Source organism: Longicatena sp., from assembly GCF_982403165.1.
In genome coordinates, this window is the sequence record NZ_CEVYEL010000030.1 from 1 (window position 1) to 18472 (window position 18472).

The 18472-nt window shown below is 38.9% G+C and carries 17 protein-coding genes and 1 riboswitch; of the genes, 2 read left to right on the forward strand and 15 right to left on the reverse strand.

Translation table 11 applies throughout. The features are described from left to right. Window positions 1-95: 95 nt before the first annotated feature. The 15 genes from AC1VS3_RS07855 to AC1VS3_RS07925 all read right to left on the reverse strand — a co-directional run bounded on the left by AC1VS3_RS07855 (window position 96) and on the right by AC1VS3_RS07925 (window position 16216). On the reverse strand, window positions 96-1163 hold the full coding sequence (locus AC1VS3_RS07855) for a glycosyltransferase (RefSeq protein WP_017144739.1): 1068 nt from the start codon (window positions 1161-1163) through the stop codon (window positions 96-98). Window positions 1164-1243: 80 nt separating this feature from the next. Further along, a complete protein-coding gene (locus AC1VS3_RS07860) occupies window positions 1244-2146 on the reverse strand; it encodes a collagen-like domain-containing protein (RefSeq protein ID WP_008690349.1) in 903 nt (300 codons plus the stop codon). A gap of 86 nt (window positions 2147-2232) precedes the next feature. Beyond that, on the reverse strand, window positions 2233-3339 hold the full coding sequence (locus tag AC1VS3_RS07865) for a patatin-like phospholipase family protein (protein WP_008690347.1): 1107 nt from the start codon (window positions 3337-3339) through the stop codon (window positions 2233-2235). A gap of 175 nt (window positions 3340-3514) precedes the next feature. Next, on the reverse strand, window positions 3515-3775 hold the full coding sequence (locus AC1VS3_RS07870) for a hypothetical protein (protein ID WP_008690345.1): 261 nt from the start codon (window positions 3773-3775) through the stop codon (window positions 3515-3517). 581 nt (window positions 3776-4356) lie between these two features. After that, complete coding sequence (locus tag AC1VS3_RS07875) at window positions 4357-5007, reverse strand: threonine/serine exporter family protein (protein ID WP_008690343.1); 651 nt, start codon at window positions 5005-5007, stop codon at window positions 4357-4359. Then, on the reverse strand, window positions 5007-6332 hold the full coding sequence (locus AC1VS3_RS07880; protein WP_008690341.1) for a M18 family aminopeptidase: 1326 nt from the start codon (window positions 6330-6332) through the stop codon (window positions 5007-5009). The genes AC1VS3_RS07875 and AC1VS3_RS07880 overlap by 1 nt, the downstream gene beginning before the upstream one ends. Before the next feature lie 99 nt (window positions 6333-6431). Further along, on the reverse strand, window positions 6432-7865 hold the full coding sequence (locus tag AC1VS3_RS07885) for an amino acid permease (RefSeq protein ID WP_008690339.1): 1434 nt from the start codon (window positions 7863-7865) through the stop codon (window positions 6432-6434). A 204-nt stretch (window positions 7866-8069) separates the two neighbouring features. Next, window positions 8070-9041, reverse strand: a complete 972-nt coding sequence (pta, locus tag AC1VS3_RS07890; protein WP_008690338.1) for a phosphate acetyltransferase — start codon at window positions 9039-9041, stop codon at window positions 8070-8072. A 188-nt stretch (window positions 9042-9229) separates the two neighbouring features. Next, the gene (locus tag AC1VS3_RS07895) at window positions 9230-10045 is read right to left on the reverse strand and encodes a PTS system mannose/fructose/sorbose family transporter subunit IID (RefSeq protein WP_008690336.1); all 816 of its coding nucleotides are present in this window, start codon (window positions 10043-10045) and stop codon (window positions 9230-9232) included. Further along, on the reverse strand, window positions 10045-10821 hold the full coding sequence (locus AC1VS3_RS07900; protein WP_008690333.1) for a PTS mannose/fructose/sorbose/N-acetylgalactosamine transporter subunit IIC: 777 nt from the start codon (window positions 10819-10821) through the stop codon (window positions 10045-10047). Before AC1VS3_RS07900 ends, AC1VS3_RS07895 begins: the two co-directional genes overlap by 1 nt. 18 nt (window positions 10822-10839) lie before the next feature. Further along, the gene (locus AC1VS3_RS07905; RefSeq protein WP_008690331.1) at window positions 10840-11322 is read right to left on the reverse strand and encodes a PTS sugar transporter subunit IIB; all 483 of its coding nucleotides are present in this window, start codon (window positions 11320-11322) and stop codon (window positions 10840-10842) included. Beyond that, window positions 11323-11742: a PTS sugar transporter subunit IIA gene (locus AC1VS3_RS07910; RefSeq protein WP_008690330.1), complete on the reverse strand. Its 420-nt coding sequence runs from the start codon at window positions 11740-11742 to the stop codon at window positions 11323-11325. 111 nt (window positions 11743-11853) lie between these two features. Next, window positions 11854-14658, reverse strand: a complete 2805-nt coding sequence (locus tag AC1VS3_RS07915) for a sigma 54-interacting transcriptional regulator (RefSeq protein WP_008690329.1) — start codon at window positions 14656-14658, stop codon at window positions 11854-11856. A gap of 31 nt (window positions 14659-14689) precedes the next feature. Next, window positions 14690-15571: a sugar phosphate isomerase/epimerase family protein gene (locus AC1VS3_RS07920; protein WP_008690328.1), complete on the reverse strand. Its 882-nt coding sequence runs from the start codon at window positions 15569-15571 to the stop codon at window positions 14690-14692. A gap of 15 nt (window positions 15572-15586) precedes the next feature. Beyond that, window positions 15587-16216, reverse strand: coding sequence for a YitT family protein (locus tag AC1VS3_RS07925; RefSeq protein WP_008690327.1), 630 nt, complete (start codon window positions 16214-16216; stop codon window positions 15587-15589). Window positions 16217-16318: 102 nt separating this feature from the next. Here AC1VS3_RS07925 and rpoN point away from each other — a divergent pair, with 102 nt between their 5' ends. Together rpoN and AC1VS3_RS07935 are read left to right on the forward strand one after the other, a co-directional pair. Continuing rightward, window positions 16319-17584: an RNA polymerase factor sigma-54 gene (gene rpoN, locus AC1VS3_RS07930; protein WP_008690326.1), complete on the forward strand. Its 1266-nt coding sequence runs from the start codon at window positions 16319-16321 to the stop codon at window positions 17582-17584. A gap of 56 nt (window positions 17585-17640) precedes the next feature. Beyond that, window positions 17641-17739, forward strand: a riboswitch (THF riboswitch). Between the two features lie 63 nt (window positions 17740-17802). Continuing rightward, a complete protein-coding gene (locus tag AC1VS3_RS07935) occupies window positions 17803-18348 on the forward strand; it encodes a folate family ECF transporter S component (protein WP_008690325.1) in 546 nt (181 codons plus the stop codon). Window positions 18349-18472 lie beyond the last annotated feature (124 nt).

An 18472-nucleotide genomic window follows, 5' to 3' on the forward strand; every position in this document is an offset into this window, starting at 1 on the left:
CGCTAAAGCTCTACGGAACCCCCAGACTATCTGGGGGTTTTCTCATACAAAAAAGTCATTCACCTTTTATGAATGACCCTTTCCCTTGATTATTTTTATTTCATTTCAAAAAATCGCCGATTCTGTTCTACTTCTCGACTCTTAGGCTTATACACTCCGGCCAATTCGTTATATTGAACCGCTCGATCCTTATCCCCTAAACGCCACCAGCAGACACACAATTGAATGGCTGGTATATACCCATAACAATCTTCACGAATAAAAGCACCACTGGTTTCATTCATCGGTACTTTCATAGCACATTCATACCAAAAGATAGCCTCTTTATACTTCGCTCTATCCATAAAATGCTTTGCGATATCGCAACATAACTCGGCATGTGGTACTTCATATTGTAAAGAGCATAAAAAACTTTCTAATGCCTTTTCTTCTTTATGCAAGGCATAGTAACAATATCCCAGCATCTCACAGGCATCAATTTTATTTTCTATCCAGCCGCTATCTTCTTTTAAAAACTTTTTGAATGCTTTAACGGCATCTTTATAGCGCTTATGATAGTATAGCTCTCTGGCATAATAAAACTGTTCCCGCGGATTTAACTTTTTTCCTTTATCCAACATAGCTTCAAAGATGCGCAGATTGCGATTGGCATCACTCACATGCACCTTGCGATGACAGATTCCGATATCGGTATAAAGCAGTCTGCCTGTTAAGGGAATCACTTCATGAATTTCCCCTTCCCATAAATGCAATTCTTCCCGTTTTACCATACGTTCCCGATAATACGAAAAAGAAGGATTTCCATCTTCATCAAACGCCGTATGATATTTCATCATAACGATGGAAACTTTTTTATCTAGTTCTTTTTTTAGTTTCTGTATCTTCTCAATATCCTCATCTTCTACCACATCATCCGCATCCAGCCACATACAATACTCCATACTCGCCTTGGAAAAAGAAAAGTTACGAGCCTTGCTGAAATCATCACACCATGAAAAATCATATAACTTATCCGTATACTTCTTTGCGACTTGCTTTGTCTTATCCGCACTTCCCGTATCGACGATGATGATTTCATCCGCAAATTTCTTTACACAGTCTAAACATCTTGCCAATACATCTTCTTCATTTTTTACGATCATACATACACTGATGCTTATCAACGATATTCATCCCCTCTCTCTCAAAGAAAAGGATAGTTTCCCATCCTTTCACTGTGCATTAGTTATAGACATAATAAGAACTAACGTATCTGATAAATAATCAAATATGCATTTACGGTATGATGATTGCTACAAGATTCTATCGTATTGTGGCAGTCTGATACCAAACGAATGCTATTGTTCGGATGCAATTCTAACATGACACAGCCTCTTACAAATTGGTTTTCGCATACTAATGGCATGCGGGATTCTTCTAACAATTCTTCATTATTAATTTCTAAAGCAAATGCATCGCCATCACATACCGAAGAACTGATTAAAACACCATATTCCGCGATATACGTGCCTTCCTGTTGTGCAGTCAGACTTGTATAATCATTTGAAATCGTAAAGCCATCACTGACATTGCCGCAATCAAACACCAAAGCATCTTGAGGACATAGTGATTTTGGTGTAAATGATGTTAGCGATGCGGATGCATAATGGATGATAGGTGCACTTTCTCCGGCAGGTCCGGTGTTTCCTTGCGGTCCCATAGGCCCTGTTGCACCAGTAACACCGGTTGCGCCGGTATTTCCCATAACTCCTTGTATACCTTGTGGTCCGGTAGGTCCAGTAGGCCCCTGAATACCTGGCACTCCTTGTGGACCGGTTACACCTTGCGGACCTCGAATGCCTTGTAAGCCTTCTCTGCCTTGTTGCCCTTGTAATCCTCTGGGACCCTGTGGACCTCTTGGTCCTCTTGGACCCATGGGACCTGTTGGCCCCATACCTGGCTGAGGGCACCATCCCTCTTGGTTTCGATAATCTTCCATTGGATGAAAATCATCATAAGCACAATTGCCATCCGGATAATCATAATTACCGTTATAGCCAAAATCCGCCTCATTTCCTCTATCATCACAGTTACCATAATCGAAACGGTTTTCATCATTTGGATGATGCTCATAGCCGTAGTCGTTTCCATATCTGTTCTGGTACATAACATTCCCCTTTCCCTTGTACGCTTATCACGTTCAATCCACTATATGCAGGTATCGGGATAGTTGTGCCGATGAAATCGCACAGTTCATGATATATGACCAGAACAAAGAGAATTCAACTTGGCTACTTCATAACCATGGCGCAAAATACGTTCAAAATCATCTTTCTTTACCCGCTCTAAGGTCGTCTTATAAGAACTTACGCGTAATACATCACTTTCCTTTAGCGATGCATGAAGCAATTCTTGTTTACGGGCAAAAGATATATCACAATGACGCAGCATATCCTTCGTTTGACTGCCTATTTGTAAGAAAAGTCCTTGTTTATTTTGCTCCATAAAATCTATTACTTCCTGCTTACGGAGGAGCTGGCTTTGTGTCATACTGATTGCTAATAATCGTTTTAGATTACTGAATGAGTATCCAATGGTTCGCATCTTGTGCTCCAGCTTGTCCATAGATGCATTACTGACAATAAGATAATTAATATCTGGACACAGCTTATTTTGCCCTTGAAAGGAAAAAAGCGGGTCTAAGCCCATATTATCATAAACACCGCCATCCCATAGATGCAGGGTTTCATCTCTTACCCGAACAATCATAGAGCCTGTAACATCACTCCATACATACGCTTTTGTCTTTAATGTATATGGTCCGATGAAAACAGGAAAACCGGCACTTGCACAAATCGCATGACTAAGAGGAAAGCGCGGGCGTTGCACAAAGCTATACTGTGAGCCCATTCGCTTTGCGGATATGCGAAAATCTTTTCCCGTTTCATAAGCAGTTGTATTGATGGTCCATAAAGGAAGTGTCGGGATATCTTGTAAACAGGCCGTGATCTTCCATCGTTTTTCCATGACATGCGCTAACAGATTTGCTTTTTTATTCCAATAATAAGGGGATACAATAAGCCTGCATAAAGCCGTCCATTGAATATCTTTTGTGATAATATCACGTTTCATAGCCGGAAGAACTTTTGATAAAAATGTTACATCGGATGGCCATTGATTATCATTGTTCGCAAAAATCAGACCTACTGCAATACTTGCCCCGGATACACTTGAAATATGGTGAATCCTTTTCAGCAAACCTTGCTCAGCAAGCCATTTTAAGACACCTAAATGAAAGATGGCAGCACGCATACCGCCACCAGATAATGCCAACCCTATTTTCATATCCTGTTTCAACATGATATAGCCCCCTTTATAGTCTATGCCTAGGATTTTGCCAATATGAAAGGACATGGACCATATCGTACATGCTTTACGATGCGCTGATGAAGCATAGAAAAAAGAGGTGTAACCTCATCGACTTGTCAATCTTGTCTATTTCGTTACATCCTCTTCCATGCATTTGCAAATATCCTTATCCTTGCTCTTTAGGAAATAGTGCCTGACGCACATAACGCTGAGCCTCTTCTAAATCATCATTTCTTACATAAAGCTTATATGCTATGCTCATATCATAAGAAGAGCCTTTTATGACTTCTTCCGTATACTCATCATGAACCTTCGTCGTTTTAACGGTGTATTCTATACCATGTAATGCTAACGTATGAGTTACTTTATCCAAGTTTTCTTTCGTATACGTTATAAATACTTCACTGCGATTAAATACATGTAACATCTTCTTCATCTCCCTTTTCTTATCCTTACTATAGTGCTGCAAGTGGATTTGGTTACATAGAAAATCACCTTATGCGTTTCAAAGTATGCTACTTGATCTTTTTTTCTTGTTTGCTGTTGTGACAAGCATACCTACTAAGATCGTAAACGTCTGTTTATCTTCAGCAATCAAAAAGGCATCGTTCATAAAGAAATTTACTTTCCCATAATATTTTTTCGCTTATCTTCGAAATGCCTGTTATCCTATTTTTATTATAACGGTTATTTCCATAAAATGTCAGTAAAACATGATAAATATAAAGCTTTAAATAATGCTATAGTATTAAGATGAAAGAGGCTGTAATAGTTGTTTGATGCATAACCGCTTGATGATGGATTCCTTTATTCGCATTCTATATAATGCATAAATCAATCATGATATATACATGCAAAAGTATTCTTTGGAAGCGAACTCGGCTGTTTTTTTTCGCATACATGTATAAAAATACGATGATTGACTTGCTTTGATCGTAGCATTTTCCTATTGTGCTTTCTATCCTATGCCGATAGAAAAAAGTGACAGATTGCTCCATCACTTATGTATTAGATTACGGCTTCAAACTGCGGCTTGATTTTTTTCTTTGTGATAAAGAAAGAAATGACTAATAACAAATAGGTGATATCAAAATTTGACGGTGATACCAGCTTAATGAAGACACACGCTAAGAGTGTTGCGGCATCGACACGCATATAAAAGCTGCCAAATTGATAACGACGAATGATTCTGCGTTTGATCTTAAAGTTTTGAAAAGCGATAGCCCCGGCAATACAAGCAACGATTGCGTCAATTGCATAATTGGCCAGGTAATCTTTTGTCAACAGATTCTTTAAGAAGAATAAGACCATCGCAATCGCAAATACCATCCAAATACTGCCAATCTGCAGTTTCTCATAATCCTGATTGCGTAATTTCTTTTTCATTTCTTTATACACAGGACCTTTGGAATACTTCGCCACATAGTCTTTCAAATCGCGAGGAATCACAAGTTGTGGCTTTTTCTGTGCCTTCATGCCTTCCATACATTGTTCTAAAGCAATATTGGCAATGATACTTTTATCCAAGTCACTCTTTTTCGTATCCTCTAACAGATAATCATACAACCGATAAAAGGCTTTCTGATAATCTTCATCTAATTTCTTTACTAGATATAAATTATCAATATGCAGTTGTTTTCTTGCCTTTCCATCCGCCATTAGTTCTCTTGTACCTCAATGCTTTCACTATCGGTAATATGTAAATTGGTATTATAGAATGTAGTTAATGCTTTTACCATATAGTAAGAATCTTTAATACCGGCTGTTTCATAAGATGAATGCATTGCCAACTGAGGTAAACCGATATCTACGGTATGCATAGATACTTTCTGACTGGATAAGTTACCTAACGTACTTCCACCGGCTGCATCACTGCGATTAGCAAAGTATTGTACTGGTACTTCGGCTTTTTCACAAATACCGCCAAAGACCGCAGAACTGATAGCATCTGTCGTATATTTCTGATTTGCGCTGAATTTTACAACGATCCCTTTATTCATATATGTACAATTGGTAGCATCTGTTTTTTCCGGATGATTTGGATGTACCGCATGCGCATTATCACAAGAAACCATGAAGCTTTTTGCGACTGCTCGATAGTAATCTTCCTTTGTGAATCCCATGTTGTCATTTATACGCTGTAACACATCGTATAAGAAGGTTGAACATGCACCTTGTTTTGTCCCTGAGCCGACTTCTTCGTTGTCGAAACAAGCAAATACATTTACCGCATGAGTATTCCCTTTACTTTCTAATAATGCTTTTAAAGATGTAATGGCACACTGTAAGTCATCCAGTTTAGGGGATGAAATGAATTCTTCTTTTGCGCCCCAGATAGATGGTGCCATACGATTATACAAATACAGATCACAACCGAAGATGTTTTCTCTGGTAGTGCCTAAAGCATCGGCAATTAATTCATAATAATCATTTTCTGCACATTCTCCTGCGGAAAATAATGGCAATAGATCTACTTGATTATTGTATTTCATACCATTGTTTACATCGCGGTTCATATGGATTGCCACATTAGGAATTAATACAAGATCCTTATCGAAGCTAAGCAGCTTACTGACAAAGGTATTGCCTTCTTTTACTAAGACACGTCCGGCAATGGATAATGGACGATCCATCCATGTTGCACATAACATACCGCCATAGCCTTCTGTATTCAGTTGTACATATCCGCCTTTTCCTTTTAATTCCGCAACTTCTTTCACTTTGAAAGTAGGTGAATCGGAATGTGAGGAAGTTACCTGGAAATGATAATCATCTAAATCATTTCCTATCGCAAAAGCAATCAAACTGGAACCATTGCGTGTCGTAAAATATTTACCACCGCGCTTTAATTCCCAGCTTTCACACTCTCTTAATTCTTCATAACCAGCATTTTTTAACATTGCAGCCATTTCCGCAACAGCATGGAAACAGCTTGGACTTTTTTGAATGAAATCTAACACTTGTTTTGCAGTTTCTTTATACATATATAAGCCTCCTAAATTACTCGTTTGTATTATAGCATTTTTCCATGTACAAGCCAAACAAAAAGGCAAGACTCCTTAAGAATCTCACCTACTTTGTTTTTATTTTGTGCTAGCTTTTTCGTTTTTCTTAATCAAAGGCAGAATCATACCTAATGCAGTCAGAACGATTGGTGTCACTACGTTTAAGAACATAGTGAATAAATCATCTGAATACATACCCATGATACAGCAAGCTGCTGTGACAAAGAAGCACCAGAAGCCCATTACCAGTGCAACCGGCTGATTCTTCGTGAAACGATATTCCGGATGGAATTTATCTCTAGCTTTACGCAATGCGATATAAGCCGCAAATACCCACAGATAACGCAAAGGCATCGTTACAGAGTTCAGCTTGTTTAACTGTGCCAATACACCGGCTGCCCCTGAACCACCAATGATCTGAATCAGGATGATCGCACCTGATAGTGCAACAACCATCCAAATACCATTGATGTAAGCACCAAATTTGTTCTGTTTCAACAGTTTAGTTGGAATGAACTGACGTGCATCTTCGTTATCCAACAGCATACGCAATGGTGCATCAATGCTGACAACCAACGTAGAGAACTGACCGATTGCATTACATGCCGCATAGATGATCATCAAAAGATTACCTACATGATAGTATTCACCCAGCTTCTGGAATGCCCAGTAAGAACCATTGGATACATAAGAGTTAAAGCTTTCTGTAGAACCATTGATCAAAGCAGGATCAAACATCATGCCCATTGCAATTGTTCCCAGAATTGCACATACCATAACCATGATTGCCAATGCAATCATACCTTTTGGGAAGCCCTTTGCAGGATCTTTTACCTTGTTTACGTATGGTGAAATCTTTTCACATCCACCAACAGCAAATACCAGAATGGATAGTGATGTAAAGTAATTTACATTGAACTGTGGAATGATGTTATCCCAACTGAAATCCATGCTTAAGTAACCACCGTTTGAATTGATGATAGGTGCCGCAAACATCATGACGATGTAAAGAATTGACATAACGAACATACTTGTTCCTGCCAATGTTGCTAATTTCTTCAATGGATTTAAACCACGGCTGGCAACCCAGCAGAAGAATAAGAATACACCTAATGTTGCTAACTGCACACCGATCGTAGGGAAGGTATCGTATGTAGAACCATCTTGGAAGACCATCCAGCTTAACGCTTTCAAGCCGCCGCTGCCCTTACTTGCGATGTAAGTGATGTGGCATGCCCAATAAGTCCAACCTGCATAATAAGCAAATTTAGGACCGATTGTTTCGTGAATCCATGAAGAAACACCGCCACCTGAGTTTTTAAATGCGGAACCAAGTTCACCAACCATCAATGCATAAGGCACGAAGTATAAAGCGAACATCAGAACCCAGCTGAATATAACCTGAATACCGTTGAAATAAACGAAACCATTTAATACGTTTCCGAATCCCCAAACAGTAGAGAATGCCATGAAGGCAAGGTTATACCAGAGAATTTTCTTTGAACTTTCCATTGTAACCTCCTTAAACTCAACGTTCCAATAATAGCATAAATCAAAACTGAACGCTACAATAATTTAGCTTTATACTTACATTTCGTATATTTTGTCTATCGCATGAAAACATGAATTGCTAATTATTGGAATATCATTTTTAGATAATTACGCAAAAAAAGGAACCTCATCAAAAAGGTTCCAAATATGCTAAGCAATCGTTAATTAAATATCCATGTATTTCTGTGCAGCTGTCACAATCGCCATTTTGAATACTTCTTCGGCATTACAGCCACGAGATAAGTCATTGATAGGTGCATTTAATCCCTGCAGGATTGGTCCGATAGCTTCCCATCCGCCTAAACGCGCCGCGATCTTGTAGCCGATGTTACCGGCATCAATATTGGGGAAGATAAACGTATTGATCTTACCAGCCACCTTAGAATCAGGTGCTTTTAATTTTGCTACTTCTGGTGCTACGGCACAGTCAAACTGAATCTCACCTTCTACCCCGAAGTCTAATGGCATACGTTTTAAACGTGTTGCAGCCTCTTTTACTTTATCCACACTGCTGCCCTTTGCTGAACCTAAGGTAGAATATGATAACAAGCCAACACTTGGTTCAATACCAAACTGGCGAACCGTATGTGCTGTCTGTAAAGTGATTTCCACCAGGTCATCTGCACTTGGATCAATATTGATAGAGCAGTCACCCATAACCAACTGTTCTTTATCTTTTAATAAAATGAAACAACTTGATACGATAGAGTTTCCCGGTCTTGTTTTTACTAGTTGTAGTGCAGGACGCACTGTATCCGCTGTTGAATAGGTAGCACCACCTAACAAACCATCTGCACAGCCTAATTTTACATACATAGTACCGAAAAAGTTTGTTTTCAAACAAGCTTCACGTGCCTGTGCTTCATCTAATTTACCTTTACGTAATTCAACAACTTTGGTAACCATCATATCCATATTCTTATATTCTCTAGGATCCAGCATTTCAATGCCTTCCAGATCATATCCCAAAGATGCGGCAGCACCTGTAATTTCAGCACGGTTTCCTAACAGTACAGGCACCAGGATGTTTTCCTTATGTAAACGAACAGCAGCTTCCAGAATACGTGCATCTGAACCTTCTGTAAAGACGATACGTGTTCCTTTACCCTTAATTTTTTCAATCAATGTGTCAATCATGAAAATATCCTCTCTTTCTTATTTTCTTGCTTTACCATTTTTTATTATACACCGCTTGTTTGCATAAAAAAAGGATTTTTTCACAAATGATTATTTTCACAAAGAAAGATACTGCTATTTACCAAAACGGTTATATAAAAGGATGGAAAAAGGGATACGTCTTTTGATACGTTCCCTTCTTTCATCTATTATCCTAAAATGCCAAAATAAGTTAATGCAATTGCTGCGATCATGATACCGAAAATCAATCTTACCGCTTCCTTGCCATTGGTTTTCTTCAAACGCCAATAACAGAATAGCGTAACTAATACCGGTAAGAAACAAGGCATGATCTTATCAATGAGTTCCTGAACGACAATCTTGCCATCACCACTGGCAAATTCTAAAGGGACACTTAATTTAACGGTTGTGGAAACCAAGCAACCGGCTACACAAAGACCTAAAACGGTAGCAGCACCGGAGATGCGTTTAATGACTTCATCACCCGAACCGGAGTTAATGATATCCATGCCTTTGGTATAACCGATACGGAAACCAAACCATTTCACTCCCTGATTGATAACATTGAAAACGACAAAGGTGAAGATTGCGCCAAAGATATTTCCGGTAACCGCCATAGTTGCGCCGATACTTGCGCAAATTGGCCACAAGGTAAACCAGAATAAGCCATCACCTAAACCGGCAATCGGTCCCATCAAACCTGTTTTAATGGAAGTGATGCTGTCTTTTTCCGCTTCTGGTGTATTTACCTCCAAAGCGGCGATAAGGCCAAACAATAATGGAGCTAGGGTTGCATGTGTATTAAAGAATTCCAAATGCCGTTTGATTGCTCGTTCTCGTTCCTCAAGTGGTGCATCCTTATATAACCGTTTTAAAACTGGTGTTAAGGTAAACAAACAGCCATCCGCTTGTTGGCGTTCATAATTCCATCCCCATTGGAAGGTCAGATGATTGATAAACATTTCACGATAGACCTTATTGGTCATTTCAAATTTTTCACTCATTATAAATCAATGCCTCCTTCCAGCTCCATCGCTGTATCACGTTCTAATTTTTTACGTTGTACATAATTGTAATCGTGAATACCGGCAAATACGATGCCAATTAAAGAAACTCCTAATACCGGAAGACCTAAGTATGCGGCAGAGACAAAACCAGCCACCAGATACATCCACATATCTTTTTTCAACATCATTGTCAGCAACATACTAATACCTACAGCAGGAATGATACCGCTGGCAACATTTAAGCCATTAATGATAAATTCAGGCAACCATTCGATGAAATCAGATAATACGGTATTGCCAATATAAACAGCGATAAAACATGGAATCGCACGTGCTAAGAATAACAGAACACCACTATACAAATGCCAGCGATTCGCTTTGTTGAAGTCACCCGTCGCAGCATCAATTTCCGCGCGGTGAATATGAACGGATAAATAAGTTTGTAACAAGACAATCAGCTGCAGAATCAAGGTTGCTGCCGGAACGGCAAAGGCAACACCGGCTGCCACACCGCCGTCACTGGTAATACCCACAGTAACACCGACAATAGCTCCACCGGTGATATCAGGAGGTGTATAAGCACCGACAGAATTTACACCCAGCCACATCAATTCCAAAGTACCGCCGATAATCAACCCCTGTGTAAGATCCCCCAGAATTAAACCGGTGATGGTTCCGGCTAACAGCGGTTTACGAATCTGCAGCTGCATACCTCCATCATCGAGTGAACAAAGACCAGCCCATAGGGCCACAAGCAATGCTTTCACTAACATAATCTTTTTCTCCTTTTCTTATTTGGTTTTTGTTAAGACATCTTTCATGTTTAATAATTCATCTCTTGGTACCATTTGTATTTGTACATCGATTCCCATTTCCACAAGTTTCTCAAACGCTTCCCTTTCCTTTGTCGTAACGGAAACAGCCTTGGCGATTTTAATTCGATCATTTTCAAAACGCATACCACCTACATTCAATACCGGAAAATTGACACCTCCTCTCGCCAAACGGTATGCATCAATCGAATTCGTTAAGATCAGCATCGTACGACGATGAATCGGATTCTTCTTATACACCTCAATAAAGGCATCTACACCAAAGACTTTTACCTTCACATTCGCAGGTGCCGTCATCGATATTACGGATTGTTGCATCTTATCTAATAAAATCTCATCATTAATGATCAATACCTGTTCAATCGAATAGTTGTTGATCCAAGTCGTCGCTATTTGACCATGAATCAATCGATCATCAATTCTCACTAACTCGATAGCCATTTACATTTCTCCTCTCTTATTCATGATGCGTAAGGATGAAGCCAAGATTTCTTTACTGTCCTCAATCAGCTCACACACCTTCATCGCTGTTGTATTGCGGCGGTTCACAAGTTCCACCAGAATCGCTAAGTTATAGCCGGTCAAAACCGTGATATCTTCTTCATCCATCATTAAGCGAACAGCTACATTGTTTGGCGTTCCACATAATAAATCTGTGAATATCAATACCTCATCACATTGTTGATGCAAACTTTCATACGCACGCTTCATCTGCTGACGTGCTTCTTCATTGTTCATCTGCGGTGTTATGGACACACATAGCAGATGGTCACAGGGACCAATGATCATCTCCAGGCTGTCTTTAGCGCCCAGACAATACTGCCCATGACTTGCCAGCAGAATACCCACTTTATTCTCCATGTTCTTCCACGTCCTTTCACTTTTTTATTAGCAAATCTCATGCCAAAATTGAAAAAAGGCTTATTTATCAGCCTTTTCCTCTCTATGATACACATGAATACAGTGATGACATCAAATGGATACATGCGCATTCTCATCTGTATCATCTAAAATGATCTGCATAAGATAGTAACACTCTTCCTGATTGATGGTAGTGTGAAAACTCGAACGGATTGCCTCCAATTGCTCAGTTACGATTGTATACAGCTTTGAATGTTCCTTTACTTGTACCATTGTTTCTTCGTTTTGCTCAAAGTGATATTCATCAAATAACAAACGTTCGATCATGCAAGACATATGAACGATCAAGCGTGTTAATGTTCGATTATTCAACGTCTTCTGTAATTCTTTTTCAACCCCTTCGATAAACTTCATCAACAATGGATAAAGTTTTTTAGAATTCAAGTACATCAGATATTTATCAATCGATTCAAATGCTACATCGACAAAGACATCACGCTCAAAACTTTTAACTACATCACTTTTATGAAGGACATCAATATCACCGATGATTTCAAATAAACGCTGCACCCCATCACTCATTAAGATATCTTCCATTGAAATAAAGGGATATTCATGAAGTCCTGGATCTACATTGCCGATCATACACAACACTTCTTTATTTTTGGAAGTTTCTTCTATCATACTGCGAATCTTTATCAAAGAATCATTACTCAGCGCAAGAATATCAATTGAAAAGATACCTTCCTGCTCTAACAAATCTTTTAAATATTTCTCTAAATAATGTGCCGTACCATCACCGGAATAACATATCGTATAAATGATCTTTTCACTACTTTGCGCAATATGGTTATGAATGTGATGTTCCAAGGTTGCATCCAGTTTTTGATTCATCCGCATGACATCCTGTAAAATATTACTCAAGGTATATTGCATAAAGACGGCTTTTCTTGCTGCATCAAGCAATAACAGAGTGTTGATTGTTGGGATGACAACTACATGATAAGATGTTTTCTGACGCAGCGTTTCTTCTAGGGAAGTAAGGGAACCCATATCGACAAATAATAAAATTTCATTCCCTTTTGGTTCCTGTTTGATCTTAAGAATCAACTCATCCATAATTTGATTTACATTTTTGGTCAAAGGCATATCCATCGGAATCAGATAATGGATTGATAATAATTCATTGACCACATCGGCAATATTACTTGCCAGACTTGTCCCATGAGCAACAACAAACATACTAATACCACAGCTTTGTAAGGTATTCGTTGTAAAGGTATTTAAGATACATGCTAAGGTATGCAGTTCCTGTGCAGGAATGCGCAAATGAAAATGTTGTTCAATCGCACGAATGAGACTGCGGGCATCTTCCATGGTCGCCACATCATAATCCTTCAGATCCTCTTCATGAGAAAAAGCATCTAGACGATTCTCACGGATATTTTTTAAATAAAAGGCAAGTGCCGCGCTTTGGCTGCGGCCAATAAGCACATTCATATTATGTAATACCCATTCATGAATAAAAGCCATAATTTCACGGATTTCGGTATCTATGATAAAGGATGGCAATTGATCATGTTCCAATGAACGGGCTATCTTTTCTACATACTCCTCAAAGGAAGTCTGAATATCTGATTTCGTTACATCTAATTGTGGTGGCGCAAATAAGGCCGTGTCATCTTCTTCAACCATAATTACATCATATGGCTCTACGATATACGTATCCTGTACCAACACCTTTTCAATCTCTCTTCGCTGTTCGATATCCAAATCACTCATACCATCTTTAACCTGATAAGATAAAGCATAGTTATGAATACGTATTTCATTGGTTATTTCCTTATTTTGTTGATCACGCATTTCAAGATAACTGCGGGCAATTGCCAGTTTTATATCATTCTTTAATTGCCCGATATTGCCCTTGGGCTGATAAAGCAGTAAAGTTGCCATTGTATCCTTATCTATCACGATCGGACAACCGATAGCAGATGCCTCTAATGAAAACAAATACAAGATCATTTGTTTACGTTCATTAAAAGATTTCTCTTTCAAACTTGGTATTTTTATAACCATCGGAATTCTTCGTAAAAAGGTGGTTAATAAATGATTATCCGGATCTTCAGTAGTTGCTAAAACTAAGGTTACTTTTGCCTCATGCTCACTGTTAGCTTCTCCCAGCATACGATACTTTTTCTTATCGATGAAATAAAACAGCATCTCTTGTCCTTCGGGTGGTAGACGATGCACTTCATCTAAAAACAGCATACCGCCATCCGCTCGTTTTAATAAGCCTTCCTTTGTTGCATCGGCTCCGGTATATGCCCCTTTGACACTGCCAAATAGCTGTGAAAGTAACAATTCTGCATTGTTGGCATAGTCGGCACAGTTAAATACGACAAACTGACTATCAGCAGTAAAAATGCCCTCTTTTTTTCCAAAGGTGAAGATTTTCTCGGCAAACAAACTTTTTCCGACGCCACTTTCACCCAACAGCATCGTATGCAAAGCTCCTCCCGGATACAATATTCCTGCTTTTGCCGAAAGAATCGCATTCTTTAGGCTGGCATTATATCCGATTAACGCAGTAAAGGGATCTTCATAATCTCTTACCTCATGAAGATCACCTAATAATTCATTCAAATTGGAACAGGTTGTTTGTGCTGGCAGCGTTTTATGCGTTACTCGCATAAAATGTTCCTGTGAATAAAACCGATACATCTTATTACCGCAAATCTTGATAACCTTGCCTTCTTGAAATAGCTTATTCACATCTACATTCACATTATTGCGTAACAGATGCAATTTCTCAGCAATTTCATAGACACTGATCCCCTGTACGCCTTGTTTTAAATCGGTGAGTGTGTGTGTTTGACAATAAGCATTGATTACTTGCATAATACTATCCTTGCGCATATTCACACCTCCTGTGTATGTGTATTATACATTATTTTACTAAATTTGTGATGGTATGGTAAGCGAGATGAGCATAGTCTACGCAGGAAACTTTTGGTAATTTTTCACACATTGCGCATGTTTCTAACGACACAACACCATCAAATTTTATCTTTTTTAATGTATTCGCAAAACGTTTCCAATCAATTGTTCCCAATCCACATAACAAATGCTGATCTAGGGCGGCATAATTATCATGAACATGCAAAACCTCAACATAGGAGCCTAACACTTCGGCCATATAAGAAGGATCTATGCCATTCACATTGGCATGACCGGTGTCCAGGCAAGCCACAAATACATCACGGGAAAGTTCTTGCAGATATGCCAGGAGTTCTTCTGCGGTGCGAAAAATGGTATCAACAGGTGTGTGTGTGATAGGATGATAGGCAAACATATTTTCTAAGGCGATCTTTACATGATGCTTTCTTGCCAATTCCTCATATTCCCGATACATTGCTAAATTATATTCCTTGGCATACGCATGTGCTTCTGCACTGCCATAATGTAGCAGTTTGCGTGGATGCATCACCATATAGTTACATCCTAACAACTCAGCAACCGCAAAGCCGCGCATCGTCATTTTCTTTAAAAAGGCCTCTTGCTTCTTTTCTTCTGGTGTAGCTGCTACATCAATGCGTCGATGGTACAACGGGGCATGCATCTGGTGAATACGTATACCAACTTCATCAGCGACGGCTTTTAATTGTTTTGCATAAGCGACATAATCCTCTTGATCATAGATAGAGCCTTCATAGGCATGCATATCATAACTATAATCAACGGCATCAAAGCCGATTTCCTTATATATCCGTAACACATCTGTTTCACTATAATGATGAGCCAGTTCTTCTGTTGTCATTCCATAGTACATATCCTTTCCTTCCTTTCATGATTTTACGATACACTTTGATACAGTTGCCTCATCGCAGGAAGCTTCCTGTATTTTCTGTTCATTCCTTTGTAAGAGTAGTTTTAATACCTGTGTCTGTAAGATGGTAAAACCAATACCGATCAATATCGAAATGCCGCCATAGGAAGCAAAGCCTAATAAGATAACACCAATATTGATATAGCGCATCGTTATGGCAACATCTAGTTTTTCATAACGTTTATGTAAGACAAGTGCTAAGACATCAAACCCCACGGTGCTAGAACTGGCACTGATACATAAATAATATCCTATTCCTACCAGTATGGCCGCTAAGATAATTGCAGGTAATACTGGTATGGACAGGCTATAACCGATTGCGTGAAAACTGCTGAACATGACCATATAACAGATACTGCTAAGCAATGATTTCATCAAAAATGCTTTTCCCAGGAAATACAGACAAATTCCCAATAGCACTACCGTAACACAATTGGTTATGACACTGATATCCACTGGAAGAAACACATGCAGAATCATGGAAAAGGAGGTCACTCCGCCATTTACCACATGGCGAGGTACCGTGATAAATGCATAGGCCGATGTAATACATATATTTCCAATTACGATACGCAAAATTTCCCTCATAACAAACACCTCCACCTTTTTTGTAGCAATTTCCATGCCAATACACGAACAAGGTATTTCTAAAAGCGCTTACTTACGTTATAATACATACAGGTGATGTATATGAAAATGAAACAGGAAATGCGTCCTACACTTAAACAAAAACAAGTCTTAACCATGAAACAGCAGCAGGATCTTAAGATCCTGTCCTTTTCCAGCAGTGAATTACAGACATATATTGAAGAACAGGTAGAAAGCAATCCCTTATTGGAACAGGATATCCAATATGAAACCGGCTATATCCAAAAGTGTGAGCGCAATTTTGAACTTATGATGAATTATGTCATTCAAGAACAAACACTCAGTGAGGTATTGCAGGAACAAATTCATCAATATAATAAACCACTTTTTGTTGATTTAGCCGTATTTCTTGCGGATCTATTGGATGATAACGGCTATCTGCCCTATTCCAATAAAGCTATTCAGCGTTATTTCCCACAATATAGCTATGATGATATTGAAGAAACAATCAATATTTTACAAAGTTTTGAACCAAGTGGTGTAGGAGCCAGAAATCTTCAGGAATGTCTTTTAATACAACTGGCAAACCTTGCTCATCCCTATGCGAAACTGGCCATTCTTTTGGTGAATGAATATTTAAGTGAACTTGCTCAACATAAGTTAACGATTTTGGCCAAAAAGTTGGATGTGGCTATCACCGATATTCAAGAGGCTTTAAAACTAATCCAAAGCCTTCACCCAAAACCAGGATCGATGTATGCTGCTACTGCGGTATATTTGAATCCGGATGTTTATGTCGCCTGTGAAGATGGAGAAATCACGATTGAATTATTCCGTAACACCTATGGACTGCGTATGAATATGGAAGACTTTCCTGCTCATTATGAAGAAATGAAAGACTATTTGAAGCAAGAAAAGAAAAAAGCCGAAAGCTTATTAAATGGTATAAAAAAACGCAGTGACACACTGCTGCACTTAACAAAAGCCATTGTGGCACATCAACTGCCTTTTTTCACAGAAGGAAAACCGTTACAGCCGTTAACCATGAAAACCATTGCGGATGCCTTATCTATGCACGAATCAACCATCAGTCGTTGTGTAGCCAGTAAATCCATGATTTTTCAAAATCAGACCATTCCGTTAAAATACTTCTTTGTTCACTCCTTATCGAATGACAGCGTAAAAGAAGTACAGGAACGCTTGAAAGAACTCATACGAAACGAAGATCACAAGAAGCCCTACAGCGATCAAAAACTATGCGATATCTTACTTCATGAAGGCTATACGATCTCACGAAGAACCATCGCCAAATATCGGGATGAATTTAAAATTCCATCAGCTGCGAAACGAAAATCTTATGAATCCTAAATTTCGATAATTTTTTTCTTGTAAAATACTACATACTATCCTATAATCAGCATGTAAGCAGAGTAGAGATTGAAGCGTTAAGTATCCGCGAACGGGGAGTTGTCGTCGGGGCGAAAAGAGTTTCTCTTGCGATTTCAGTCTTGCATCCCGCTGTTGCATAAGAAAAAAGGAGATACCTCTTTTTCCGTATGCATCACAGGAAAAGGAGGTATTTTTATATGAACTTTGCGAAAGAAATTATGCAGTTGCCAATATTAATCAAAGAAAGCAGTAAAGAGATGAAGAAAGTGAAATCCATTTGCGGATGTGCGATGCTGACAACGTTAAATGTAGTAGCAGGCACCTTCTTTATTCCTCTTTCACCAACTTTACGTATTGGCTTCTCAAGTATATTTGCCGGTGTTTCCGGTATGATCTATGGGCCTGTGTTAACCGGCTTTGCCGGCATCATTGCCGATACCTTAAAATACATTGCCCGTCCGGATGGCCCGTATTTTCCCGGCTTTGCCTTGAATGAATTTTTAATCGGCATGATCTATGGCTGCTTTTTCTACAAGAAAGAATTATCGTTTCTCCGTGTTTTAGCCGCTCGATTGTGTATTACCGTCTTCATTAATCTTTTCTTAACTTCGTTATGGTTAAATATACTGTATCAAAGCCAGCTTTTTACCCTGTTGCGTATTTTCAAAAATGTAATCATGTTCCCTATCGATGTTGCCCTGTTATACTTTGCTTTAAAAGCAACAAAACGTATCCCTACGTGAGGATACGTTTTTTTATGACTATATGTCATCACGTTGCTTATAAACAGTTTAAAAAGCCTTTCAAAACCTTAAGTCGTTTATAAACTAAAGGAACCCCAAAAGGTGGATAACTACGATAAGGGGT

What these genes read in the sequence shown, in the direction of transcription:
- AC1VS3_RS07860 (WP_008690349.1), bottom strand. Translation starts at nt 2,146, where the DNA reads ATGTACCAGAACAGATATGGAAACGACTACGGCTATGAGCATCATCCA.
- AC1VS3_RS07865 (WP_008690347.1), bottom strand. Translation starts at nt 3,339, where the DNA reads ATGTTGAAACAGGATATGAAAATAGGGTTGGCATTATCTGGTGGCGGT.
- AC1VS3_RS07870 (WP_008690345.1), bottom strand. Translation starts at nt 3,775, where the DNA reads ATGTTACATGTATTTAATCGCAGTGAAGTATTTATAACGTATACGAAA.
- AC1VS3_RS07875 (WP_008690343.1), bottom strand. Translation starts at nt 5,007, where the DNA reads ATGGCGGATGGAAAGGCAAGAAAACAACTGCATATTGATAATTTATAT.
- AC1VS3_RS07880 (WP_008690341.1), bottom strand. Translation starts at nt 6,332, where the DNA reads ATGTATAAAGAAACTGCAAAACAAGTGTTAGATTTCATTCAAAAAAGT.
- AC1VS3_RS07885 (WP_008690339.1), bottom strand. Translation starts at nt 7,865, where the DNA reads ATGGAAAGTTCAAAGAAAATTCTCTGGTATAACCTTGCCTTCATGGCA.
- pta (WP_008690338.1), bottom strand. Translation starts at nt 9,041, where the DNA reads ATGATTGACACATTGATTGAAAAAATTAAGGGTAAAGGAACACGTATC.
- AC1VS3_RS07895 (WP_008690336.1), bottom strand. Translation starts at nt 10,045, where the DNA reads ATGAGTGAAAAATTTGAAATGACCAATAAGGTCTATCGTGAAATGTTT.
- AC1VS3_RS07900 (WP_008690333.1), bottom strand. Translation starts at nt 10,821, where the DNA reads ATGTTAGTGAAAGCATTGCTTGTGGCCCTATGGGCTGGTCTTTGTTCA.
- AC1VS3_RS07905 (WP_008690331.1), bottom strand. Translation starts at nt 11,322, where the DNA reads ATGGCTATCGAGTTAGTGAGAATTGATGATCGATTGATTCATGGTCAA.
- AC1VS3_RS07910 (WP_008690330.1), bottom strand. Translation starts at nt 11,742, where the DNA reads ATGGAGAATAAAGTGGGTATTCTGCTGGCAAGTCATGGGCAGTATTGT.
- AC1VS3_RS07915 (WP_008690329.1), bottom strand. Translation starts at nt 14,658, where the DNA reads ATGCGCAAGGATAGTATTATGCAAGTAATCAATGCTTATTGTCAAACA.
- AC1VS3_RS07920 (WP_008690328.1), bottom strand. Translation starts at nt 15,571, where the DNA reads ATGTACTATGGAATGACAACAGAAGAACTGGCTCATCATTATAGTGAA.
- AC1VS3_RS07925 (WP_008690327.1), bottom strand. Translation starts at nt 16,216, where the DNA reads ATGAGGGAAATTTTGCGTATCGTAATTGGAAATATATGTATTACATCG.
- rpoN (WP_008690326.1), top strand. Translation starts at nt 16,319, where the DNA reads ATGAAAATGAAACAGGAAATGCGTCCTACACTTAAACAAAAACAAGTC.
- AC1VS3_RS07935 (WP_008690325.1), top strand. Translation starts at nt 17,803, where the DNA reads ATGAACTTTGCGAAAGAAATTATGCAGTTGCCAATATTAATCAAAGAA.